Origin of the sequence: Lachnoclostridium phocaeense (genome assembly GCF_959599685.1) — a bacterium.
Taxonomy (GTDB): domain Bacteria; phylum Bacillota; class Clostridia; order Lachnospirales; family Lachnospiraceae; genus Claveliimonas; species Claveliimonas monacensis.
Window position 1 is genome coordinate 27,994 of record NZ_CAUGIN010000003.1, and the last position, 24,431, is coordinate 52,424.

Annotated in this window: 22 protein-coding genes; 21 read left to right on the forward strand and 1 reads right to left on the reverse strand. The window is 52.2% G+C overall.

Annotated elements, in window-relative coordinates:
• Nucleotides 1-181 precede the first annotated feature (181 nt).
• The 4 genes from Q5911_RS01860 to Q5911_RS01875 all read left to right on the forward strand — a co-directional run bounded on the left by Q5911_RS01860 (nt 182) and on the right by Q5911_RS01875 (nt 4,517).
• Nucleotides 182-1,972 (forward strand): ABC-F family ATP-binding cassette domain-containing protein, encoded by a 1,791-nt coding sequence (locus tag Q5911_RS01860; protein ID WP_303180544.1) that lies wholly within the window; start codon nt 182-184, stop codon nt 1,970-1,972.
• 87 nt (nt 1,973-2,059) lie between these two features.
• A complete protein-coding gene (gene ilvN, locus Q5911_RS01865) occupies nt 2,060-2,599 on the forward strand; it encodes an acetolactate synthase small subunit (protein WP_076777522.1) in 540 nt (179 codons plus the stop codon).
• 65 nt (nt 2,600-2,664) lie between these two features.
• Entirely contained in the window at nt 2,665-3,684 is a 1,020-nt protein-coding gene (ilvC, locus tag Q5911_RS01870) for a ketol-acid reductoisomerase (protein ID WP_303180546.1), read from the forward strand.
• 191 nt (nt 3,685-3,875) lie between these two features.
• Nucleotides 3,876-4,517 carry an orotate phosphoribosyltransferase gene (locus Q5911_RS01875; protein WP_226393978.1) on the forward strand — a complete coding sequence of 214 codons (642 nt, stop codon included), beginning with the start codon at nt 3,876-3,878 and terminating at the stop codon, nt 4,515-4,517.
• Nucleotides 4,518-4,587: 70 nt separating this feature from the next.
• Here Q5911_RS01875 and rpsT read toward each other — a convergent pair whose 3' ends face one another.
• Nucleotides 4,588-4,851, reverse strand: a complete 264-nt coding sequence (gene rpsT, locus Q5911_RS01880; RefSeq protein WP_076777518.1) for a 30S ribosomal protein S20 — start codon at nt 4,849-4,851, stop codon at nt 4,588-4,590.
• 184 nt (nt 4,852-5,035) lie between these two features.
• On the opposite strand from rpsT, the gene gpr reads away from it, so the two are divergent.
• From gpr to Q5911_RS01965, 17 genes are all read left to right on the forward strand, one after another.
• Entirely contained in the window at nt 5,036-5,992 is a 957-nt protein-coding gene (gpr, locus tag Q5911_RS01885; protein ID WP_281725616.1) for a GPR endopeptidase, read from the forward strand.
• Nucleotides 5,993-6,068: 76 nt separating this feature from the next.
• Nucleotides 6,069-7,253: a stage II sporulation protein P gene (locus tag Q5911_RS01890; RefSeq protein WP_303180552.1), complete on the forward strand. Its 1,185-nt coding sequence runs from the start codon at nt 6,069-6,071 to the stop codon at nt 7,251-7,253.
• A 101-nt stretch (nt 7,254-7,354) separates the two neighbouring features.
• Nucleotides 7,355-9,277: a DNA gyrase/topoisomerase IV subunit B gene (locus tag Q5911_RS01895; RefSeq protein ID WP_303180554.1), complete on the forward strand. Its 1,923-nt coding sequence runs from the start codon at nt 7,355-7,357 to the stop codon at nt 9,275-9,277.
• A 16-nt stretch (nt 9,278-9,293) separates the two neighbouring features.
• Complete coding sequence (locus Q5911_RS01900) at nt 9,294-11,534, forward strand: DNA gyrase/topoisomerase IV subunit A (RefSeq protein WP_303180556.1); 2,241 nt, start codon at nt 9,294-9,296, stop codon at nt 11,532-11,534.
• Nucleotides 11,535-11,752: 218 nt separating this feature from the next.
• Nucleotides 11,753-12,220, forward strand: coding sequence for a ribosome maturation factor RimP (rimP, locus tag Q5911_RS01905; RefSeq protein WP_076777513.1), 468 nt, complete (start codon nt 11,753-11,755; stop codon nt 12,218-12,220).
• A 17-nt stretch (nt 12,221-12,237) separates the two neighbouring features.
• A complete protein-coding gene (gene nusA / locus Q5911_RS01910; RefSeq protein WP_303180557.1) occupies nt 12,238-13,506 on the forward strand; it encodes a transcription termination factor NusA in 1,269 nt (422 codons plus the stop codon).
• A gap of 32 nt (nt 13,507-13,538) precedes the next feature.
• A complete protein-coding gene (gene rnpM, locus Q5911_RS01915) occupies nt 13,539-13,793 on the forward strand; it encodes an RNase P modulator RnpM (RefSeq protein ID WP_076780855.1) in 255 nt (84 codons plus the stop codon).
• A 10-nt stretch (nt 13,794-13,803) separates the two neighbouring features.
• Nucleotides 13,804-14,091 (forward strand): ribosomal L7Ae/L30e/S12e/Gadd45 family protein, encoded by a 288-nt coding sequence (locus Q5911_RS01920; protein ID WP_076777511.1) that lies wholly within the window; start codon nt 13,804-13,806, stop codon nt 14,089-14,091.
• 26 nt (nt 14,092-14,117) lie between these two features.
• Nucleotides 14,118-16,880 (forward strand): translation initiation factor IF-2, encoded by a 2,763-nt coding sequence (infB, locus tag Q5911_RS01925; RefSeq protein WP_303180559.1) that lies wholly within the window; start codon nt 14,118-14,120, stop codon nt 16,878-16,880.
• Nucleotides 16,881-16,918: 38 nt separating this feature from the next.
• Nucleotides 16,919-17,305, forward strand: a complete 387-nt coding sequence (gene rbfA, locus Q5911_RS01930) for a 30S ribosome-binding factor RbfA (RefSeq protein WP_303180561.1) — start codon at nt 16,919-16,921, stop codon at nt 17,303-17,305.
• Nucleotides 17,286-18,275: a DHH family phosphoesterase gene (locus Q5911_RS01935; protein ID WP_442913466.1), complete on the forward strand. Its 990-nt coding sequence runs from the start codon at nt 17,286-17,288 to the stop codon at nt 18,273-18,275. Before rbfA ends, Q5911_RS01935 begins: the two co-directional genes overlap by 20 nt.
• A gap of 3 nt (nt 18,276-18,278) precedes the next feature.
• The gene (gene truB, locus Q5911_RS01940) at nt 18,279-19,187 is read left to right on the forward strand and encodes a tRNA pseudouridine(55) synthase TruB (protein ID WP_303180564.1); all 909 of its coding nucleotides are present in this window, start codon (nt 18,279-18,281) and stop codon (nt 19,185-19,187) included.
• 31 nt (nt 19,188-19,218) lie between these two features.
• The gene (locus tag Q5911_RS01945; protein ID WP_281725608.1) at nt 19,219-20,145 is read left to right on the forward strand and encodes a bifunctional riboflavin kinase/FAD synthetase; all 927 of its coding nucleotides are present in this window, start codon (nt 19,219-19,221) and stop codon (nt 20,143-20,145) included.
• A gap of 132 nt (nt 20,146-20,277) precedes the next feature.
• Nucleotides 20,278-20,544, forward strand: a complete 267-nt coding sequence (gene rpsO, locus Q5911_RS01950; RefSeq protein ID WP_033125523.1) for a 30S ribosomal protein S15 — start codon at nt 20,278-20,280, stop codon at nt 20,542-20,544.
• A 204-nt stretch (nt 20,545-20,748) separates the two neighbouring features.
• Nucleotides 20,749-22,836: a polyribonucleotide nucleotidyltransferase gene (locus tag Q5911_RS01955; RefSeq protein WP_303180565.1), complete on the forward strand. Its 2,088-nt coding sequence runs from the start codon at nt 20,749-20,751 to the stop codon at nt 22,834-22,836.
• Nucleotides 22,837-22,997: 161 nt separating this feature from the next.
• Nucleotides 22,998-23,915, forward strand: a complete 918-nt coding sequence (gene spoIIIAA, locus Q5911_RS01960; protein WP_303180566.1) for a stage III sporulation protein AA — start codon at nt 22,998-23,000, stop codon at nt 23,913-23,915.
• Nucleotides 23,912-24,430 carry a stage III sporulation protein AB gene (locus tag Q5911_RS01965; protein ID WP_303180567.1) on the forward strand — a complete coding sequence of 173 codons (519 nt, stop codon included), beginning with the start codon at nt 23,912-23,914 and terminating at the stop codon, nt 24,428-24,430. The genes spoIIIAA and Q5911_RS01965 overlap by 4 nt, the downstream gene beginning before the upstream one ends.
• The last annotated feature ends 1 nt before the right edge of the window (nt 24,431 follow it).

A 24,431-nucleotide genomic window follows, 5' to 3' on the forward strand; every position in this document is an offset into this window, starting at 1 on the left:
TTATAGCATGTTCCCCCGGGGAACAGTCAATAGGAAACACAAAAATCTATACGGCCGGCAGCCTTTTTTGCGGATACTTGCAGGGAGAAGGGAAATTAGATAAAATAGCGTCGGGTGCAGTGTTTTTTGTGCGCCTTAAGATGCCCTGCAGAGGCAGGAAATATATGGAGAGGTTTTACTTATGAATATCATCAACATAGAACACATCAGCAAAATATTTGGCGGGAAAACAATCTTTGAGGACGCTTCTTGTGGTGTGCAGGAGGGGGAGAAGGCAGGCATTATCGGACTGAACGGAACCGGTAAGACCACCCTTTTAAGACTTGTGGCAGGTCTTGAGACGCCGGATGAGGGACAGATCATTACACAGAACGGCATCCGCATGGCGTACCTTTCCCAGACGCCGCAGTTCGGAGAGGAGGAGACTGTGTCCTCCTGGGCCTTCACCGGGGATCCGAATGTGGATTGGAAAGTGCAGAGTAACTTAAATGAACTGGGCATCACAGACTGGGAGGCCCGCATCGATACCCTGTCCGGGGGACAGAAGAAGAGGACGGCCATGGCAAAGGTGTTGGCCGATTCCTTTGACGTGCTTCTTCTGGATGAGCCTACCAACCATCTGGACCAGGAGATGATAGGCTGGCTGGAGGAGTATCTGAAAGCCTTCCGGGGGACCATCCTGATGGTGACCCACGACCGGTATTTCCTTGATAAGGTGACAAACCGGATCCTGGAGATCGATGACGGAAAGATCTTCAGCTACGAGGCCGGCTATTCCGGTTTCCTTGAGCAGAAAGCGGCCCGTGAGGAGATGGAGCTTGCCTCTGAGAGAAAGCGCCGGAGCGTGCTGCGCATGGAGCTGGAGTGGGCAAAGAGAGGGTGCCGCGCCAGAACCACCAAGCAGAAAGCCAGACTGGAGAGACTGGAAGCGCTGAAAAATCAGACAGGACCTGTGGCGGAAGAGACGGCACGGATTGATTCCGTGGAGACAAGAATGGGAAAGAAAACTGTGGAACTCCACCATGTAAGCAAGGCATACGGAGAGCAGATCCTCATCCGTGATTTTGACTATATTTTTCTCAAGAACCAGAAAGTGGGGATCGTAGGACCTAACGGCTGCGGAAAATCTACGCTTCTTAAGATCATTGCCGGGCAGACGGAGCCGGATGAGGGCCAGGTGGAAGTGGGAGAGACCGTGCGCATTGCCTATTTTTCCCAGGAGCTGCCCCAGATGGATATAAAACAGCGGGTCATTGACTATGTGAAAGATATCGGTGAATATGTGCAGACAAAAGAGGGCAGGATCACTGCATCCCAGATGCTGGAGCGCTTCCTTTTCACACCGGAAATGCAGTATTCCCCGGTTGAAAAGCTGTCCGGCGGGGAGAAAAAGAGGCTGTATCTGCTGGGGATTCTGCAGTCTAATCCCAATTTCCTTGTGCTGGATGAGTGTACCAATGATCTGGATATTCCTACTATGACGATCCTGGAAGACTATCTTTCCTCTTTTACGGGGATTGTGGTGACCGTCTCCCATGATCGGTATTTCCTGGACAATGTGGCGGATCGGATTTTTGAGTTCTCCGGCAATGGAACGCTTACACAGTATGAAGGCGGATATACTGACTATATCCAGGCCAGGGGCCAGGCCGTCCCGGATGTGAAAGCAGGGGCCGGAAGCGACAGAAAAGCTGAGGCTGGAAAGGAGAAAGACTGGAAAAAGCCGCGGAGTACAAAGCTGAAATTCTCCTACAAAGAACAGAGAGAATATGAGACCATCGATGAAGATATCGCGGCGCTGGAAGAAAAGATTGAGAAGCTGGATGCAGATATCATGGCCAATGCCACAAACTCTGTGAAGCTGAAAGAGCTGATGGAGGAAAAGGACAGGGTGCAGGAAGAGCTGGATGAAAAAATGGAAAGATGGGTCTATCTGACAGAGCTGGCAGAAAAAATTGCGGAACAGGGGTAAACCGCTTGACAAAAGTGTGGATCCTTGTTATTATTAAAAAACAGAACGCACTCTGTTTTTGAAAATCAAGAGAGAAGAGGTGCAGGTATGAAAAGAGTATATTCATTGCTCGTAGATAATAATCCAGGTGTACTGAGCCGTATTTCCGGCCTGTTCAGCCGAAGGGGATACAGTATCGACAGCATCACGGCAGGCGTGACGGCGGATCCCAGATTTACGCGGATCACCATCGTGGCCAGCGGAGATGAGCTGATCCTCTCCCAGATCGAGAAGCAGGTACGCAAGCTGGAGGACGTGATCGAGATCAAGGTGCTGAAGGAAGGAGAGTCCGTTTACCGTGAACTGATCATGGTGAAAGTGAGGGCCAACGCAGCCCAGAGAGCGGAGATCATCTCTGTGGCGGACATTTTCCGGGCCAAAGTCGTGGATGTTGAGAAAGGTTCTCTGATGCTGGAGCTTACCGGAAACCAGTCAAAGCTGGAGGCGTTTTTAAATCTGCTGGACGGATATGAGATCCTGGAGCTGGCAAGAACAGGTATCACCGGGCTGTCCCGCGGAATGAAAGATATTACATTTATCGACGAGGACGGACAGAAGAAGACATGGTCTGCGGACGATGAGGCATAGTTGACCGCTAAAGGACAATATCCTTTAACAATATAAAATCATCATATTTTAGGAGGAATGTTAAAATGGCAGCAAGAATTTTTTATCAGGAAGACTGTAATCTGGCAGCACTGGAAGGACAGAAGATCGCGATCATCGGATACGGAAGCCAGGGACATGCACACGCACTGAACCTTAAGGAGTCAGGATGTGACGTTATCGTAGGACTTTATGAGGGAAGCAAATCATGGGCAAAGGCAGAGGCACAGGGCTTCCAGGTTTATACAGCAGCAGAGGCTGCAAAGCAGGCAGACGTGATCATGATCCTGATCAATGACGAGCTGCAGGCTGATATGTACAAAAAAGACATTGAGCCGAACCTTGAGGAAGGCAACATGCTGATGTTTGCACATGGCTTCAACATCCATTTCGGATGCATCAAACCGCCGAAGAATGTTGACGTTACCATGATCGCTCCAAAGGCTCCCGGCCATACAGTAAGAAGCGAGTACCAGGCTGGAAAAGGAACTCCGTGTCTGATCGCTGTTGAGCAGGATGCTACAGGAAAGGCATGGGACCGCGCACTTGCATACGGTCTTGCCATCGGCGGAGCAAGAGCCGGACTTCTTGAGACTACATACCGCGTAGAGACAGAGACAGACCTCTTTGGTGAGCAGGCTGTTCTTTGCGGCGGTGTATGTGCTCTGATGCAGGCTGGATTTGAGACTCTGACAGAGGCTGGATATGATCCGAGAAACGCATACTTTGAGTGTATCCATGAGATGAAGCTCATCGTGGACCTTATTTATCAGAGCGGTTTCGCCGGCATGAGATACTCCATCTCCAACACAGCTGAGTACGGCGACTACATTACAGGACCGAAGATCATCACAGAGGATACAAAGAAGGCTATGAAGAAGATCCTGGCCGACATCCAGGACGGTACATTTGCAAAAGACTTCCTTACAGATATGTCTGATGCAGGACGCCAGGTACACTTCAAGGCTATGAGAAAACTGGCTGCAGAGCATCCGGCAGAGAAAGTCGGCGAAGAGATCAGAAAGCTTTACAGCTGGAACGGCGAGGACAAACTGATCAACAACTAATCCGTGGTACAGATTTATAAGAGTTTAAGAGAGGTATCTTCCGGGGCAGAACACTCCGGGGGATGCCTTTTTTGTTAAGAGATGTACAAAAATATATCTGACAATATTCCAATTTCTGTTAATTTGTGATAAAATACGAATTAGCAGAAAAAAGGAAAAATAAGTTGCAGCAGAAGGGAGGAATTGGGAATATGGATGTGCATTTTGAGGATCTACGCTCCTGGAAAAACCCGAAAGCAAGGGTGAAAGTTATGAGAGGTCATTTTGTGACGACGCATTCCCACGTCAACACATACATTGACCTGTCTACCATGAAGTCCAGGTGCAACAATGCGAGAGAGACAGCCAAAGTAATGGCAGAGCCGTATCTGGCCACGACAGAGGTAGATACTGTTGTGTGCCTTGACGGCATGGAAGTTGTCGGGACTTTTATCGCAGACATTCTCTCCAGACCGGGAACGGTGTCCATCAACACGGGAAAGAATATTTCCGTTGTGTCGCCCGAGACGGACAAAGCCGGACAGATGATCTTTCGTGACAACACAAGAAGGATGATCGAGGGACAGAATATCCTGATCGTGGCAGGGCTTATCACAACAGGCAAGACTATGATGCAGGCCATTGAGAGCACTCTGTATTACGGCGGAAGAGTGAACGGAATCTGCGCCGCGTTCAGTCTTGTCTCAAAAGTGGCTGGGATGGATATCAATGCAGTGTTTACGCAGAAGGATGTGCCTGGTTACGAGAAATATTCGGATGGAAACTGTCCCATGTGCACGGCGGGGCAGAAAGTAGATGCTTTCGTGAACAGCTATGGACACTCGGCGCTGTAAAGAGAGTAGTGCGGATAATAAAAAAGACAACCACTGACGGTATGGTTGTCTTTTTTTAATCTCTTTATTCTTAAGCAATTCCGTTAACAGCTTTTGCTAAACGGGAAATCTTTCTTGCGCAGGTATTCTTGTGATAAACACCCTTGCTTCCTGCTTTGTTGATCTCGATTGTAGCAACTCTAAGAGCTTCTGCAGCAGCAGCGGCATCTTTGTTTGCAACGGCTGTCTCAACTTTTTTCACGCAGGTCTTAACTTTAGATTTGATTGCCTTATTTCTAGCAGCCTTTGTTTCGTTTACTAAAATCCTTTTTTTAGCAGATTTGATGTTAGCCAACTTGTCCACCTCCATAAAACTATTTCGAAATTAATCGATGACCGTTCGTTAGAGCCGGACACGGACGTTCTAACGAAACATACTAGTTTATTTTATGCCAAGGTTTCCGGGATGTCAATACATATTTCTTAAAATATTGCAAAAACTATCAATAAAAACAGAGACTGAAGTGAGGGTATCAGACATGATTGAGAAGTACAGTATCCGGACAGACCTGGCACTGGAACAAAAAGAACGATTTGAGGCGGACAATGTGGAGATCCCCGGAGTGGTGCTGGAAGAAAACAACGATGAGGGAAGGAATATCAAAGTGACAACGGTCAGGATCGAGACTGAAAATGGCGCAAAGATCATGGGAAAACCAGTGGGAACGTATATCACCCTGGAGGCCCCGGAGCTGACCGTGCCGGATGAGGGATATCACAGAGAAGTCTCGGCAGAGATCCTGCAATTCCTCAGACAGCTCCTGGATATAGGAAAAGAAGATTTCTCCGTCCTGGTGGCGGGACTGGGAAACCGCCAGGTGACGCCGGATGCACTTGGACCGTACGTGGCGGACAATCTGAATATTACAAGGCACATTGTAAAAGAATACGGGAAATATGCCATGGGAAAAGATCGGGTATGTCTTTTGAGTGCCATTGTGCCCGGAGTCATGGGACAGACCGGCATGGAGACGGTAGAGATCATCAGGGGTGTGGTGGAGGAGACCAGGCCGGATGCGGTCATCGCCATAGACGCCCTGGCTGCCAGAAACTCCAAAAGGCTGAACCGCACCGTCCAGATCACAGACACAGGGATCAGCCCGGGGTCGGGGGTGGGAAACCAGAGAAATGCGATCACAGAAGAGACTGTAGGAGTTCCTGTCATTGCCATTGGTGTGCCCACAGTGGTGGACGCAGCTACGATCGTCAATGACGCCATGGAAAATCTGATCGCACAGATGGAACAGTCGGAGGCGCTGAAAGGGGTGGGGGTGGTCCTGCAGGGATACAATGGTGCCGAAAAATATGAACTTGTCAAGGAGCTGATCGCCCCGCATCTGAACGGCATGTTTGTCACGCCGAAAGATGTGGATGAGACGGTAAAGAGGATCAGCTATACCATATCAGAGGCGCTGAACCAGCTATGCTGCTCATAATGCTGACAGAAGCCTCATATAGTGTAAAAGCGGCAGAACGGACCGAATAATATGAGACGAGCAGGTGGGAGAGCTGTTGGGAAAAAGATGGAGATTAAACAGAATAGCAATGGGAGTGATCCTGCTTGTACTGGCCCTCTACGGGACCGTGCAGGCGGGATTTCATCCGCTGGATCATATAGGAGGGCAGATGGCAGAGATCCTGCTGGGGCAGTCGGAGAAGATGTACCTGCCCGGGGCATCCTGCGCAGAAAGCAAGATGGACATTTCTGTCCAGAGTCTGCTGGCAGGCGGCATCCGCCTGCTGGCGCCTATTGGAAGTTACGTGGACAGCCAGGAAACGGAGGAGACAGATGTGGAGGACGACGCCACATATCGGCTGATCCTGGCCCAGCAGGCAGGGGATGAGAATGAAGTGGGAGCGGACGGCACGCTGGTCAGCGGAACAGACGACTCCGCCCAGACCACCATACATACTTCCGGCACGCCGATAGATACTTCTATCGAAAAGATGAGCAACTTCGATTACCTGCTGGGCAATTTCTACACAGTGGACAGCACCACCATGATACGGCCGGATGAACTGAACGGAGCGGATCTTCTGAGTAAAAACATGAAGATCGACCAGAGCACAGAGGGGCCGAAGATTCTGATCTACCACACCCACTCCCAGGAGATGTTTGCAGACTCAGTGGAGGGAGATCCGTCTACTTCCATTGTCGGGATCGGGGATTATCTTACCACGCTTTTAAATGATACCTACCATATCCCTACCATGCATCACACAGGCGTCTACGACCTGATAGACGGAAAGCTGGACCGGAGTCTTGCCTATGATCTGGCAAAGCCGGATCTGCAGAAAATCCTGGAGGAAAATCCAAGCATTGAAGTGGTCATTGACCTGCACAGAGACGGTGTGAACGAAGGAACGCACCTGGTGACCGAGGTGAATGGGAAACCCACGGCACAGATCATGTTCTTTAACGGCCTGAGCAAGACGCGGGCCAACGGGGAGATCGACTATCTGGCCAATCCCTATATCCAGGATAATCTTGCATTCTCTCTGCAGATGCAGGTGGCGGCGAACAATGCATACCCGGGATTTACAAGGCGGATCTATCTGAGGGGCTACCGCTATAACATGCATTTCATGCCTAAAACCCTTCTGGTGGAGGCTGGCGCCCAGACCAACACCGTGGAGGAGATGCGAAATGCTATGGAGGTGCTGGCTGATCTGCTCCACACGGTACTGGTGGGCTAGAAACACGCGCTGTTTTATTTGCAAGGCCCTACATTTTGTGCTAATATTGAAACAGTGTGTAGAAAAATACCAGAAATGGGAGAGAAAGGATCGGAAGGAACATGGCAAATAAGAACACATATGATGCAGACAGTATTTCTATACTGGAAGGCCTGGAGGCTGTCCGCAAGCGGCCGGGCATGTATATAGGAAGTGTCTCCACGAAAGGACTGAATCACCTGATCTATGAGATGGTGGACAATTCGGTGGATGAGCATCTGGCAGGCTACTGCAGCGAGATCCGGGTGACGCTGGAGAAGGACGGTTCCTGCACGGTCAGCGACAATGGCCGCGGCGTCCCTGTGGGCATGCATGCAAAGGGACTGCCGGCAGCCCGCATCGTCTATACCACACTGCATGCCGGCGGAAAATTTGATGACTCTGCCTACAAGACCAGCGGAGGACTTCACGGTGTGGGTTCCTCTGTCGTGAACGCCCTCTCGACCTACATGGATGTGGAGATCAGCAGGGAGGGGTATATCCACCACGACCGGTATGAGCGGGGCGTGCCTGTAGTGGAGCTGGAGGACGGACTCCTTCCCAAGATCGGAAAGACAAAGAAGACCGGAACCAAGGTGAACTTCCTGCCTGATGACACCATTTTTGAGAAGACAAAGTTCCGGGGGGAAGAAGTCAAGAGCCGCATGCACGAGACGGCTTATCTCAATCCTTCGCTTACTATTATATATGAAGACAAAAGGGGACCGGAGCCGGAGAAGATTACCTACCATGAGCCGGACGGGATCCTGGGCTTTATCCGGGAACTGAACGAGAAAAAAGAGACGGTCCATGAGCCGGTCTATTTTAAAGGTGAAGCGGACGGCATCGAGGTGGAAGCCGCTTTTCAGTATGTCAATGAATTTCACGAGAATGTGCTGGGCTTCTGCAACAATATCTACAATGCGGAGGGCGGAACCCATCTCACCGGTTTCAAGACAACTTTCACGACAGCTATGAATCAGTATGCCAGAGAGCTGGGTATCCTGAAGGAGAAAGACGCCAACTTTACCGGAGCGGATATCCGCAACGGCATGACTGCCATCGTCTCCATCAAACATCCGGATCCGAGATTTGAGGGGCAGACCAAGACCAAGCTGGATAACCCGGACGCGGCCAAGGCGGTCAGCAAGGTGACAGGAGACGAGATCGTCCGGTACTTTGACCGGAATCTGGACAACCTGAAAAAAGTCCTGTCCTGCGCGGAGAAAGCGGCCAAGATAAGGAAGACGGAGGAGCGCGCCAAGACCAACCTTCTCACAAAACAGAAATATTCTTTTGACAGCAACGGGAAGCTGGCTAACTGCGAGAGCCGGGACGCCTCTAAGTGTGAGATCTTTATCGTGGAGGGAGACTCTGCGGGAGGCTCCGCAAAGACGGCAAGAGACCGCATGTTCCAGGCCATCCTTCCAATCCGTGGAAAGATCCTGAACGTGGAGAAGGCCAGCATTGACAAGATCCTGGCCAACGCGGAGATCAAGACCATGATAAACGCCTTTGGCTGCGGCTTCTCGGAAGGGTATGGAAACGACTTTGACATTTCCAAATTAAGATATGACAAGATCATCATCATGGCGGATGCAGATGTGGACGGAGCTCATATTTCCACCCTGCTCCTGACGCTTTTTTACCGCTTTATGCCGGAGCTGATCTACGAGGGACATGTCTACATCGCCATGCCGCCTCTCTATAAAGCCATGCCCAAGAAGGGGGAAGAGGAGTATCTCTACGACGATAAAGCGCTGGAAAAGTACAGGAAGACTCACGACGGTCCCTTCGCGCTCCAGAGATACAAAGGTCTGGGCGAGATGGACGCGGAGCAGCTCTGGGAGACCACGCTGAACCCGGAGACCCGCATCCTGAAGCTTGTGGAGATCGAGGACGCCCGCATGGCTTCCAGTGTGACAGAGATGCTCATGGGCAACGAGGTTCCGCCGAGGCGTGCGTTTATCTACGACAATGCCACAGAGGCTGAACTTGACATATAGAAGGGAGTAAAGAGATATGCCGGAAGAACAGATCATACGGACAGAATACTCTGATCTGATGAAAAAATCATATATCGACTACGCCATGAGCGTAATCATTGCCAGGGCTCTCCCGGATGTGCGGGACGGGCTGAAGCCTGTCCAGAGACGTACTCTCTACGATATGCATGAGCTGGGCATCCGCTGGGACAGGCCCTACAGAAAATGCGCCCGTATCGTGGGAGATACCATGGGTAAATACCACCCTCACGGGGACAGCTCCATCTACGAGGCCCTGGTGGTCATGGCCCAGGACTTCAAGAAGGGCATGGTGCTTGTGGACGGCCACGGCAACTTTGGCTCCATAGAAGGAGACGGGGCGGCTGCCATGAGGTACACTGAGGCAAGACTTGCCAAATTTACCCAGATGGCGTTCCTCCAGGATCTGGACAAGGACGTTATCAATTTTGTCCCCAACTTTGATGAGACGGAGAAAGAGCCGGAAGTGCTGCCGGTGCGTGTTCCCAACCTTCTGGTCAATGGGGCGGAGGGAATTGCCGTCGGCATGGCTACCAGCATCCCCACCCACAATCTGGGCGAGGTCATCGATGCGGTGAAAGCCTATATGAAAAACGATGATATCAGCACAAGACAGCTGATGAAATATGTGAAAGGTCCGGATTTCCCCACAGGGGGCATCGTGGTAAACAAAGACGACCTTCTGAATATCTACGAGACTGGTGTGGGCAAGATCAAGATCCGGGGCAAAGTGGAAGTGGAGGACATGAAAGGCGGCAAGCAGCGCCTTGTCATCACAGAGATCCCCTACACCATGATTGGCGCCGGCATCGGAAAGTTCCTCAATGATGTGTGCGCCCTTGTGGAGACGAAGAAGACGGGGGATATTGTGGACATCTCCAACCAGTCTTCCAAGGAAGGTATCCGCATTGTTATTGAGCTGAAGAAGGGCGCGGATGTCAAAAACCTGACCAACATGCTCTACAAGAAGACCAGGCTGGAAGACACCTTCGGCGTCAACATGCTGGCTGTGGCGGACGGGCGCCCGGAGACCATGGGCCTTAAGAAGATCATCGAGCACCACGTGGATTTCCAGTTTGAGCTGGCCACCAGAAAATATAAGACTCTCCTGGCAAAAGAGCTGGAGAAAAAAGAGATCCAGGAAGGTCTCATAAAAGCCTGCGATGTTATTGACCTGATCATCGAGATCCTTAGGGGCAGCCGCAGCGTCCAGGATGCGAAGGCCTGTCTCACCCAGGGCATTACGGAAAACATTACATTCAAGTCAAAGATCTCAAAGAAGATGGCATCCATGCTGCGGTTCACAGAGCGCCAGGCGGACGCCATCCTGCAGATGCGCCTGTACCGTCTCATCGGACTGGAGATAGACGCCCTGATGAAGGAGCATGAGGAGACGCTTGCCAATATTGCCCGGTATGAGGATATCCTGAACAATTATGACTCCATGGCGGACGTCATCATAGAGGAGCTGGACGCCTTTAAAAAGGAATTCGCTGTTCCAAGAAAAACCGTGGTGGAGAATGCGGAAGAGGCGGTCTTCGAGGAGAAGAAGCTCGAGGAGCAGGAAGTGGTGTTCCTGATGGACCGTTTCGGCTACGCAAGGTGCGTGGACACGTCCACCTATGAGAGAAACAGGGAGGCAGCGGACAGCGAGAACAAGTTTGTCCTGACCTGTCTCAACACAGGAAAGATCTGTATTTTCACCGACACAGGAAAAATGCACCAGGTAAAGGTGCTGGATGTGCCCTACGGAAAATTCCGGGACAAAGGCCAGCCCATAGACAATATGAGTAACTTTGACAGCACTTCCGAGGAGATTGTCTACATGTGCGACGCGGAGCAGATGCGCTTTGCCATGCTGTTCTTTGCCACCAGGCAGGGAATGGTGAAGAAAGTGGCAGGAACAGAGTTCCAGGTATCCAAGAGAACCATAGCGGCCACCAAGCTGCAGGAGGGCGACTCTCTTACTGCAGTGGCAGTGATCAATGACAATCAGTACGTGGTACTGCAGACCCGGGACGGCTATTTCCTTCGCTTCCCGGCAGAAGAAGTGTCCGAGAAGAAGAAAGGGGCTGTGGGCGTCCGGGGGATCCGCCTGAAAAAGAACGACGAGCTGGAAGCAGCTTACCTGTTTGAGGACGGCGAAGATCCGAAGGCTGTCTACAAGGAGAAGGAAGTGGCGCTGAACCGCCTGCGGATCGGAAAGAGAGATACCCAGGGAGTGAAGAACCGGGGATAAATAAGAAATATTGGCAAAATCTATGTAAAACCCCTTGATTTCCGAAAAAAGGAGTGCTATACTAAATGCCAGTTACATAAGCATGCGGCAGAAGAGTGGACGAAAGTTCACTCTTCTTTATATGATAGGGAGCTTTTCCATTTTTCATATATTTTCCGCTGAATCTATGTCTTTATCAGCGCCTGCCTGGCGCGCAAGGTACGATAGGAGGTTTTACATTGGCGAAGAGAGAAACGTATGAACAGAAGACCGAGGAGATCCTTCTTCCTATTATAGAGAGGAACGGATTTGAACTGGTGGACGTAGAGTATGTCAAGGAGGGCGGTAACTGGTATCTGAGGGCCTACATTGACAAGCCGGGCGGCATCAATGTGGATGACTGTGAGATGGTCAGCAGGGAACTGTCTGACATACTGGATGAGAAGGATTTCATTGACGAGGCCTACATCCTGGAGGTCAGCTCCCCGGGGCTTGGTCGTCCCCTGAAAAAGGAGAAGGATTTTAAGAGAAGCCTTGGACAGGAAGTGGAGATCCGCACGTACCGCATGGTGGACAGGAAAAAAGAATTCACCGGGATCCTTAAGGATTATGATAAGGACACTGTAACAATAGAAATGGAAGATGGAAGCTTAAAAACATTTGAGAAAGGCGATATCGCGCTTATTCGTCTGGCATTCGATTTTTAGTTTAGGAGGAAAGTCACATGAACACAGAATTACTGGAAGCGTTGAATATTTTGGAAAAGGAGAAGGATATCAGCAAAGATACGCTGATGGATGCCATTGAGAATTCTCTCATCAATGCCTGCAAGAACCATTTTGGAAAGGCAGACAACATCAAGGTCATCATGGACAGAGAGACCTGCGATTACAAACTTCTCCAGGAGAAGACGGTTGTTGAGGAAGTGGAAGACAAGGTAGAAGAGATCAGCCTTGAGGACGCAAAGAACATTGACAGCAAATATGAGCTGGGCGATGTGGTTCAGATTCCGGTGGAGTCCAAATCTTTTGGCCGTATCGCAACGCAGAATGCCAAGAACCTGATCCTCCAGAAGATCCGCGAGGAAGAGAGACAGGTGATCTACGACCAGTATTTTGAAAAAGAGAAAGATATCGTGACCGGTATCGTGCAGCGCTATGTAGGAAAGAACATCAGCATCAACCTGGGCAAGGCGGATGCTATGCTGACAGAGAACGAGCAGGTAAAAGGCGAGGTGTTCAAGCCCACAGAGCGTATCAAGCTGTACGTTGTGGAGGTTAAGAATACGACGAAAGGACCGAAGATCCTGGTGTCCCGTACCCATCCTGAGCTGGTGAAGCGTCTCTTTGAGGCTGAAGTTACCGAGGTGAAGGACGGCATCGTGGAGATCAAGAGCATCGCACGTGAGGCGGGAAGCCGTACAAAAATCGCTGTCTGGTCCAATGATCCGGATGTGGATCCGGTGGGCGCCTGCGTCGGCATGAACGGAGCCAGAGTAAACGCTATTGTCAATGAGCTGAGAGGTGAGAAGATCGACATCATCAACTGGGATGAGAACCCGGGTATCCTGATCGAGAATGCCCTGAGCCCGGCAAAGGTTATCTCTGTTATGGCTGATCCCGATGAGAAGACAGCAAGCGTCATCGTGCCGGATTATCAGCTCTCCCTGGCCATCGGCAAAGAGGGACAGAACGCAAGGCTGGCAGCACGACTGACAGGCTACAAGATCGATATCAAGAGCGAGACACAGGCCATCGAGTCCGGCGAGCTTCCGGAGAACTACATGGAGCTTGGCGAGGGCGTATACGAGGAAGAAGTGTACGAGGAAGGCTACGACGAGGACTACGATGACAGCTACGGCGAGAACTATGAAGATGATTACGGGTATGAAGAAGAAGGCTACGGTGAGGAGAGCTACGATGAAGGCAGCTACGACGAGGAGCCGTACGGAGACGACCCGGATGAAATAGAGTTCCATGAGACGGAAGAATAGGTGATCATTTGAACAGTAATAAAAAGATCCCCATGCGCAAATGTGTGGGATGCCAGGAAATGAAGAGTAAAAAAGAGATGCTGCGTGTTATCAGGACCCAGGAAGGAGAATTCCTTTTGGACGCCACCGGGAAAAAGAACGGAAGAGGCGCTTATCTGTGCCCCTCCTCCGACTGTCTGGCGAAAGCGATCAGGCAGAAAGGACTGGAGCGGTCGTTCAAACAGGCGATCCCCCAGGACGTCTATGAGATGCTGGAAAGGGAGATGAGAGAGATTGAGTCAAAATAAAGCCCTGTCCATGATCGGACTTGCGACAAAGGCGGGAAAGACGGCAAGCGGAGAGTTCTGTACAGAAAAGGAAATAAAGACAGGCAGAGCTGCCCTTGTGATCGTCGCCGGAGATGCATCGGATAATACAAAGAAAAAATTTCGGAATATGTGCGAGTATTACGAAGTGCCCATCCGTTTTTACGCAGATAAAGATACGCTGGGCCATGCCATGGGAAAAGAATTCCGGGCATCCCTGGCAGTCCTGGATACCGGGTTTGCAAAAGGGATCATGAAACATCTTGATACGGAAAGATAATGATGCTGCATAGAGGAGGTAATTGCATGTCGAAAATTAAAGTGTATGAGCTTGCAAAGGAGCTTGACAGATCCAGCAAAGATCTGATGGAGTTTCTGGCAGACAAGAATATAGAAGTAAAAAGCCACATGAGTTCTCTGGAAGATGATGACGCCCAGATGCTCAGAAAGGCTTTTGGCAAGAAAAAGGAGGAGGCTCCGAAAAAAGAGGAAGCCCCGAAGAAAAAGAATATTGTCCATGTCTTCAGGCCACAGAACAGCCGGGATGGGAAAAATCTGATGCGTCAGGGAAGACCCCAGCAGGGGCAGCGTGGAGCAGGATCCCGCCCGGGAGCACCGTCCGATAGACCGCAGGGCGGCCGCCCGGGAGCAAGACCCCAGGGAGAGAGACCCCAGGGGAGCGCCCGCCCGGCAGGCACAGCTGAGAGAGCGCAGGGAGGTCCCCGTCCGGCAGGTGCAGCCGAGAGAGCGCAGGGTGGTGCCCGCCCGGCAGGACGTCCGGGAGCGACCTCTGAGAAGCCGCAGACAGAGAGAACCCATAGTGACAGACCGAGGACAGAGGGACGTCCGGCAGGCCGCCAGGAGAGACCCCAGGGACAGCGTCCCGGCAGAGGGTTTGACGGCGAGAGAGGTGACAGAAGAGATGGCCGTGCACAGGGAAGACCAGGGCAGGAAAGAAGAGATGACAGACGCGAAAACGGCGAGAGAGGCGACAGAAGGCCCGGACAGCGCTCCGGCAGGCCGTTTGACAGTGACAGAGGCGACAGAAGGGACGACAGGCGTGACAGCCGTGAGAATCGGGGCGGCCGCTTTGGAGACGGCAAGGACCGCCAGTCCAGAAAGAACACATCCATTCCCGCACCTGCTCTGGAGGGACAGAAACCCCAGAGAGCCAAAGGAAAAGGAAAGGATGACTACAAGAAGAAAGATTACCGCGGCGATGAAGACGAGAGGATGACAAAGGGCAAAGGAAAGAAACAGGAGCCCAAGAACCAGCTTCAGAAGCCCCAGCACAAAGAGCAGAAACAGGAGGAGCAGATCAAGTCCATCATTATTCCTGAAGTGCTGACCATCCAGGAGCTGGCTGACAAGATGAAAGTTGTTCCTTCCGCTATCATCAAGAAACTGTTCATGCAGGGCAAGATCGTCACAGTAAATCAGGAGATCGACTACGATACAGCGGAAGAGATCGCTCTTGAATTTGAGATCCTCTGTGAGAAGGAAGAGGTTGTGGACGTGATCGAGGAACTCCTCAAGGAAGAGGAGGAGGACGAGAAGAAGATGAAGAAACGTCCGCCGGTGGTCTGCGTTATGGGCCATGTTGACCACGGAAAGACCTCTCTTCTGGATGCCATCCGCCACACTAACGTAACCGACAGAGAGGCAGGCGGTATCACACAGCATATCGGTGCCTACGTGGTGGAAGTCAACGGAGAGAAGATCACCTTCCTTGATACACCGGGACATGAAGCTTTCACAGCCATGCGTATGCGCGGAGCCAATTCCACGGACATTGCCATCCTCGTTGTGGCTGCGGATGACGGCGTGATGCCTCAGACAGTGGAGGCCATCAACCACGCGAAAGCAGCCGGCGTTGAGATCATCGTGGCTATCAACAAGATCGATAAGCCAAGCGCCAACATTGACCGTGTGAAGCAGGAGCTGGCAGAGCATGAGCTGATCCCCGAGGACTGGGGCGGAAGCACCGTGTTTGTTCCTGTATCCGCCAAGACGGGCGATGGACTTTCCGATCTGATGGAGATGATCGTCCTGACAGCGGAGATGATGGAGCTGAAGGCCAACCCCAACCGCCGCGCAAGAGGTCTTGTGATCGAGGCCCAGCTGGACAAAGGAAGAGGTCCGGTTGCCACGGTTCTGGTACAGAAAGGAACCCTGCGGGTGGGCGATCCGGTGGCTGCCGGAAGTTCATTCGGAAAAGTAAGAGCCATGATGGACGACAAGGGAAGGCGCGTCAAAGAGGCAGGTCCTTCCATGCCGGTGGAGATCCTGGGTCTCAACGATGTCCCCAACGCAGGAGAAGTGCTTGTGGGATGCAAGAACGAGAAAGAAGCAAGAAGCTTTGCAGATACATTTATCTCCCAGAACAAGGCAAAACTTCTGGAGGAGACAAAATCCAAGCTGTCTCTTGACGATCTGTTTACCCAGATCAAGGAGGGCAATCTGAAAGAGCTTGGCATTGTCGTGAAAGCCGACGTGCAGGGATCTGTGGAGGCCCTGAAGCAGAGCCTGCTGAAACTGTCCAACGACGAAGTGGTCGTAAAAGTCATCCACGGCGGCGTGGGCGCTATCAACGAGTCGGATGTCAGCCTTGCCTCTGCGTCCAATGCCATCATCATTGGATTCAATGTGCGCCCGGATGCTGTGGCCAAGGAGACTGCTGACAGAGAAGGCGTGGATATCCGTCTGTACCGCGTCATCTACAATGCCATCGAGGATGTGGAGGCTGCCATGAAGGGGATGCTGGATCCTGTCTTCGAAGAGAAGGTGCTGGGTCATGCGGAGATCCGTCAGACATTCAAGGCTTCCGGCGTTGGCACTATCGGAGGAGCCTATGTACTGGACGGCACATTTGAGAGAGACTGCCAGGCAAGGATCATCCGTGACGGCGTGGTCATCTACGACGGGAAACTTGCATCACTGAAGAGATTTAAGGATGATGTCAAAGAGGTGAGATCCGGCTATGAGTGCGGATTTGTCTTTGAAAACTATAATGATATCAAAGAGGGAGACCAGGTGGAAGCCTACAAGATGGTAGAGATCCCCAGATAGGCTTTTTTGCCTGGCTGCCGCGAAAAGGAGAGAGATCTATGAAAAAGAACAGCATTAAAAATACAAGAGTCAACACAGAAGTGCAAAGGGAACTCTCCAATATCCTTCGCGGCGGCATAAAGGATCCGCGGGTTGCACCGTGGACCTCTGTTGTCGCTGTGGAGGTGGCTCCGGACTTGAAGACCTGCAAGGCGTACATCAGTGTGCTGGGCGATGAGAAAGCCCAGACGGATACCCTCGCCGGTCTGAAAAGTGCAGAAGGGTATATCCGGAGAGAAATGGCACACAGACTAAACATGAGAAACACGCCGGAGATCCGGTTCATCCTGGACCAGTCCATTGAGTACGGCGTCAATATGTCCAGGAAGATAGCAGATGTAACCAAAGGCATGGATCAAAAAGGAGATGCGGAGGATGCAGAATAAACTGGCAGAACTTCTTGAGGGTAAGACCTCTGTTGCGATAGGAGGACACGTGCGGCCCGACGGCGACTGCGTCGGCGCCTGCATGGGACTTTACCAGTATTTGAAGGAGAACTATAGAGACATAGAGACTGAAGTATATTTGGAGGAGATCCCCTCTCATTTCTCCTTTATCCGGGGGACGGAGGAGATCCGACATGAGGTACAGCCGGAGCAGACATGTGACCTGTTTATCTGTCTGGACTGCGGGGACGCTGAGCGTCTGGGTTTTTCCAGGCCTCTGTTCGAGCGTGCGGGCCAGACATTCTGTGTGGATCACCATATCAGCAACCAGGCATTTGCAGACGAAAACTATATTGTGCCGGATGCAAGCTCCACCTCGGAGCTGATCTTCCGTCTTCTCGACAAGGAGAAGATCACAAAGGAAATGGCGGAGGCACTGTATATAGGGATCGTCCACGATACCGGCGTGTTCCAGTATTCCTGCGCAGGTCCGGAGACCTTCCGGATCGCAGCGGAGCTGCTGGAGAAGGGAGTGGATGCCCCCTCCATCATTGAGCGCACTTACTATGAGAAGAGCTATGCGCAGAACCAGATCCTGGGAAGAGCCCTTCTCGAAAGTATTGTCTTCATGCATGGGCAGTGTATCTTTTCCTCAGTGTCCCAGTCTGTCATGAAGTTTTACGGTGTGACGCCAAAAGAGCTGGACGGCATTGTCAGCCAGCTGCGGGTCACAAGAGGCGTGGAGGTTGCCATTTTCCTCTACGAGCTGGAGCCCAATGTCTACAAAGTCAGCCTGCGCTCCAAAGAGAAGGTGGATGTGAGCAAAGTGGCGAAATATTTCGGCGGAGGCGGCCACGTGAAGGCGGCCGGCTGTACCATGCCCGGGACGGTGCACGATGTGATCAATAACCTGGCAGGGCAGATCGTCCGCCAGCTGGAACAGGAAGAAACGAAGACTGAAGAGGCATAATACATGTTGGACGGCATTTTCAATGTTTACAAAGAGAAAGGCTACACATCACACGATGTGGTGGCAAAACTGCGGGGGATCGCAGGTCAGAGGAAGATCGGGCATACAGGGACGCTGGATCCGGATGCGGAGGGCGTCCTTCCTGTATGTTTGGGAAAAGCAACCAAGGTGTGCGGCGTACTGACAGATAAAAGCAAGACATACCGGGCTGTGCTGCTGCTTGGGCGAAGGACAGATACGCAGGATATCTCCGGCGCCTGTCTGGAAGAAAGAGATGCCTCCGGCCTCACCCCGGAGGATGTGGAAAGAGCAGTGAAGAGCTTCCTCGGAGACTACATGCAGACGCCTCCCATGTACTCTGCCCTGAAAGTGGGCGGAAAGAAGCTCTATGAGCTGGCAAGGGAAGGAAAGACTGTGGAGCGCAAAGCCCGGAAAGTGCAGATCCACAGGATAGAGATACAGAAGATGGAACTTCCCCGCGTCTGGCTGGAAGTGGAGTGCTCCAAAGGCACGTATATCCGCACGCTCTGTGATGACATCGGGGAGATGCTGGGCGTGGGCGGATGCATGGAGGAGCTGCTGCGTACCAGAGTGGGGAATTTCAGGATAGAGGACAGCCTGAAGCTCTCCGATCTGCAGCAGTACCGGGATACGGGCGCTCTTGCAGAACACCTGATACCGGTGGACAGAGTGTTTGAGACCTGTCCCAGAGTGGATGTGCCGAGATATCTGGAGGCGCTTTTGTACAACGGCAATCCGCTGCGCCTGCAGGGACAGACAGGAGAAGCGACGCAGATAAAGGACGGGGACGTGGTGCGCATGTACGACTGCTCGGGCCGTTTTATCGCCCTGTACCGCTATCAGCAGAAAAGTAATCTATACAAGAATGAAAAAATGTTTTTCAGCCCTTAGGGGCAGGACTGACGACAAAGAAGGGATCGCAATGCAGTATATAAATGGACTGGAGGCTTTCAGCGGAACAGGCAGGAGCGCCGTGACGCTTGGAAAGTTTGATGGCCTGCACAGAGGACACCAGAAATTGGTGGAGCGGGTAACAGAATATAGCAGGATGGACGGTATCAACAGCATTGTCTGCTCTTTTGACATGGAGCCTCTGTACCGTCGTCTGGAGCGCCCCTACCAGGTGTTGATGACGAAAGCGGAGCGGCAGATGCATCTGGAGGACCAGGTGGACTATCTGGTGGACTGCCCCTTTACAGAGACTTTCAGCCAGATGAGTGCAGAGGACTTTATCCGGGATGTGCTGGCCGGGCTTTTCCACGCGGACTATGTTGTGGTGGGCACGGACTTTCACTTTGGACATCAAAAGAGAGGAGACATCCACATGCTTGCCGCATACCAGGACCAGTACAACTACCAGCTGGAAGTGGTGGACAAGGAGCGCTATGAAGGACGGGAGATCAGCAGCACCTTTGTGAAGGAGGCGCTGGCAGCCGGCAAAATGGATCTCGTGGAGACGCTTCTGGGATACCCCTACGGGGTGGAAGGTACCGTGGAGCACGGGAAAAAGCTGGGCCGAACGCTGGGCTTTCCTACGTTTAACGTGGAGCCGCCCAAAGAGAAGCTGCTCCCTCCCAACGGTGTCTATCTGGAGCAGGTGGAAGTGGATGGAAAATGGTACAATGCCATCGGAAACCTGGGAGTCAAGCCAACGGTGACAGACAGCGGCAGGATGCTCATTGAGAGCTATCTTCTGGACTACAGTGACAATGCCTATGGGAAACAGGTAAAGATCCGCTTTAAGTCCTTCCGTCGGCCGGAACAGAAGTTCCGGGATGTGGCGGAGATGAAACGGCATGTGGAGCAGGATATCGCCTGCGGCAGAGAATTTTTCGCCCGCTTAAAATAAAAAAGTGTTTACTTTCCCATCTGCGTATGCTATACTACGCAAGTGGTAAAGAACAGCCGGTGTTCGGTAAGAGGAAGACTCCGACCATTACTTAATACCTGGCCATGTATAAGAAAAAGGAGGAAATGAAACATGATTTCAAAAGAGCAGAAAGCACAGATCATCGCTGAGTATGGAAGAGGAGAGGGAGACACAGGTTCTCCGGAGGTACAGATCGCTATCCTGACAGCAAGGATCAACGACCTGACAGACCACTTCAAGGCTAACCCGAAGGATCATCACTCAAGAAGAGGACTTCTGAAGATGGTTGGACAGAGAAGAGGACTTCTTGCATACCTGAAAAAGAAGGATATCGAGAGATATCGTGCACTGATCGAGAGACTTGGCCTGAGAAAATAATCTGGCCGGAAGATAGAAGGGAACACCCAAAATGGGTGTTCCTTTTTCTTGCCTGCCGGTCGTTTCTATGATATAATATCTTAGATTGTGGGCAGGGATAAATTCCGAGACCACTGAAAAGCACAGTTGCGGCGGCAAATATGTTTTTCAGTAGTTTCGGTTTTGCCTGCCCCGGCTGAATAATATTTTTTAAAGGAGAACGCCATGTATAAGAAGTATGAAATGGAATTAGCCGGAAGAACACTCCGTGTCGATGTGGACAGAGTGGCAAAGCAGGCCAACGGCGCGGTGCTCATGCACTACGGCGACACAACAGTCCTGTGTACGGCAACTGCATCTGAGAAACCGAGAGAGGGGATCGATTTCTTCCCTCTGAGTGTTGAGTATAATGAGAGAATGTACGCTGTGGGAAAGATCCCGGGCGGATTTAACAAGCGTGAGGGAAAGGCTTCTGAAAACGCCATCCTGACATGCCGTGTCATTGACCGTCCCATGCGTCCTCTCTTCCCGAAAGACTACAGAAACGACGTGACACTGGAGAACCTGGTCCTGTCCGTGGATCAGGACTGCTCACCAGAGCTGACAGCCATGCTGGGAGCTGCCATTGCAACATGCATTTCCGACGTCCCCTTTGACGGCCCTATCTCCGCTACACAGGTAGGACTTGTGGACGGAGAGTTCGTGTTCAACCCGACAGCAGCGCAGAAAGAGGTCTCTGACATGGCCCTGACTGTTGCCTCCACAAAAGAGAAAGTGATCATGATCGAAGCAGGGGCCAACGAAGTGCCGGAGGCACAGATGATCGAGGCTATCTTCGCAGCTCACGAGCTGAACCAGAAAGTCATTGCTTTCATCGAGACCATCGTTGCAGAGTGCGGCAAGCCGAAGCACGCGTACGAGAGTTTCGCTGTTCCCCAGGAACTGTTTGATGACATCCAGAAGATCGTTACTCCTGAAGAGATGGAGGGAGCGGTATTTACAGACGATAAACAGACAAGAGAAGAGAATATCCGCCAGGTGACAGAAAAGCTGGAGGAGGCTTTCGCAGAGAACGAAGAGTATCTGGCAAAGCTGCCTGAGGCGGTATATCAGTATCAGAAGAAGACTGTGCGCAAGATGATCCTGAAAGATCACAAGCGTCCGGACGGCAGAGCCATCGACCAGATCCGTCCGCTTTCCGCGGAAGTGGATCTGATCCCGAGAGTACACGGATCTGCCATGTTTACAAGAGGACAGACACAGATCTGTACACTGACAACTCTGGCGCCGCTGTCCGAGGCACAGCGTCTGGACGGACTGGATGAACATGAGACATCCAAGCGCTACATGCACCACTATAATTTCCCGTCCTACTCTGTAGGTGAGACAAGACCTTCCAGAGGACCGGGACGCCGTGAGATCGGTCATGGAGCTCTGGCTGAGAGAGCCCTCATACCTGTGCTTCCCAGCGAGAGTGAGTTTCCCTACGCGATCCGTACTGTGTCCGAGACGTTTGAGTCCAACGGATCCACATCCCAGGCCAGCGTATGTGCATCCTCCATGTCCCTGATGGCGGCAGGCGTGCCCATCAAGGCGGCTGTGGCTGGTATCTCAGCAGGTCTTGTGACAGGCGAGACAGATGATGACTACCTGGTGCTGACAGATATCCAGGGTCTGGAAGACTTCTTCGGAGACATGGACTTCAAGGTGGCCGGTACACACAAAGGTATCACAGCGATTCAGATGGATATTAAGATCCACGGTCTGACAAGACCTATCATTGAGGAGGCTATTGCGGCCACAAAGAAGGCAAGGACCTACATCCTTGACGAGGTGATGTCAAAGACTATCGCTGAGCCGAGACCGGAAGTGGGACCGTACGCGCCGAAGATCATCCAGATGCAGATCGATCCGCAGAAGATCGGCGATGTGGTTGGTCAGAGAGGAAAGACCATCAACGCCATCATCGAGGAGACCGGCGTGAAGATCGATATTGAGGACGACGGATCCGTATCCATCTGTGGAACAGAGAGCGATGCTATGGAGCGGGCAAGACGCCTCATCGAGATCATTGTCACAGAGTTCGAGGCAGGCCAGGTGCTGGAAGGAAAAGTTGTCAGCATCAAAGAGTTCGGCGCCTTCCTTGAGTTTGCTCCGGGAAAAGAGGGAATGGTCCACATTTCCAAGATTTCCAAACAGCACATCAAACAGGTGGAGGACGTGCTCACCCTGGGCGATGTTGTGAAGGTCGTATGCCTTGGAAAAGACAAGATGGGACGCTTCTCCTTCAGCATGAAGGACGTGGCGGAGTAGAGACAGACCGCACAGGATATAAAAGAATACAGAAAGCGATCAATGCAAAAGGCATGCTTCATCCCTTTTATGGGCTCTGGGGCATGTCTTTTTATTTTTACAGGCTGACAGGAATAAATGATTGTCCACAACATATATATGGGTTAAAGAGGTGGACAACAATGCAGAAAGAAAGAGTGTGGAGCATCCTCCCTGAGAGGGTGCGGCAGGTGCTGGATAAAGAGATTACAGACTATGATGAGCTACAGGAGATCAAGCTCCGTACCGGTCAGCCGCTGCTGATCCGGTGCCGGGGTGAGGAGAAGATCCCAGGCAGGGGCCACCCCTATGTGGTGACGGCCAGAGACGTGAGGGAGGCGGTGGATTACACGAGCAGCTACTCCCTCTACGCCTACGAGGATGAGATGCGGCAGGGATTTATCACGATAGAGGGAGGACACAGGGTGGGCATGACAGGGCAGGTCATACTGGACGGAGGACATGTGAAAAATCTGAAGTACATCTCCTCGGTCAACATCCGCATTTCCCACGAGATAGAAGGGTGCGCGGACAAGATCATGCCCTATGTGGTCCGGGGCGGCAGGGTGGCGCACACCCTGATCCTCTCGCCGCCGGGATGCGGAAAGACCACGCTTCTGCGGGACATGGTCCGGCAGATCTCTGACGGCAATCAGCTGGTAAAGGGCATGACAGTGGGGGTGGTGGACGAGCGGTCGGAGATCGCAGGCTGCTGGAGGGGCGTGGCCCAAAACCATCTGGGGATACGCACAGATGTGCTGGACGGGTGCCCCAAAGCGGAGGGCATGATCATGCTGATCCGCTCCATGGCGCCCCAGGTGATCGCTGTGGATGAGATAGGCGCCCAGGAGGATGTGCACGCCATAGAGTATGCCATGCACTGCGGATGCAAGCTGATCGCCACCATGCACGGCTCCTCCATCGAGGAGCTGAAAAAGAAGCCGGTGTCCAGAAAAATGATCGACGAGAAGCGCTTTGAGCGGTACATCGTCCTGAAGGGAAGAGGACAGGTGGAGGGCATATACGACGAGTACGGGCGGCCCGTGAGGAGGGAGGGATGATCCGGCTGGCCGGCGGCCTTCTTGTCATCGGCGCGGCCTCCCTGTTCGGCTTTCGGGCGGCGGACACGCTGGAGGAGGAGTACCGGCAGATGCAGGACATCCGCAGGATCGTGTACATGCTCCAGGGGGAGATCCGGTACGCCAGATCCTTTCTCTCGGAGGCCTTCCTCGCCATTGCTGCAAACCAGGAGGAGCCTTACCGCTCCTGGCTCCTTAGCATGCAAGAGAAAATGGATCTGCGGGAGGAGGGCTCTCTGCCCTGCATCTGGGAGGAGACAGCAAGGAAGCACCTTGCCAGGCTTGCCCTGAAGGAGGGGGAGAAGAGGAGACTCTACGCCCTGGGGCGGTATCTGGGGACTGCGGATGTGAAGATGCAGATCTCCCACCTGCAGATGTACGCGGAGCACCTGGAGACACGGATGGAGGAAATGCAGCAGACCATGCAGACGCAGAAAAAGCTTTACAGGGTCCTTGGCATGTCCGGCGGCATCCTGCTGGCGATCCTGCTCATATAGG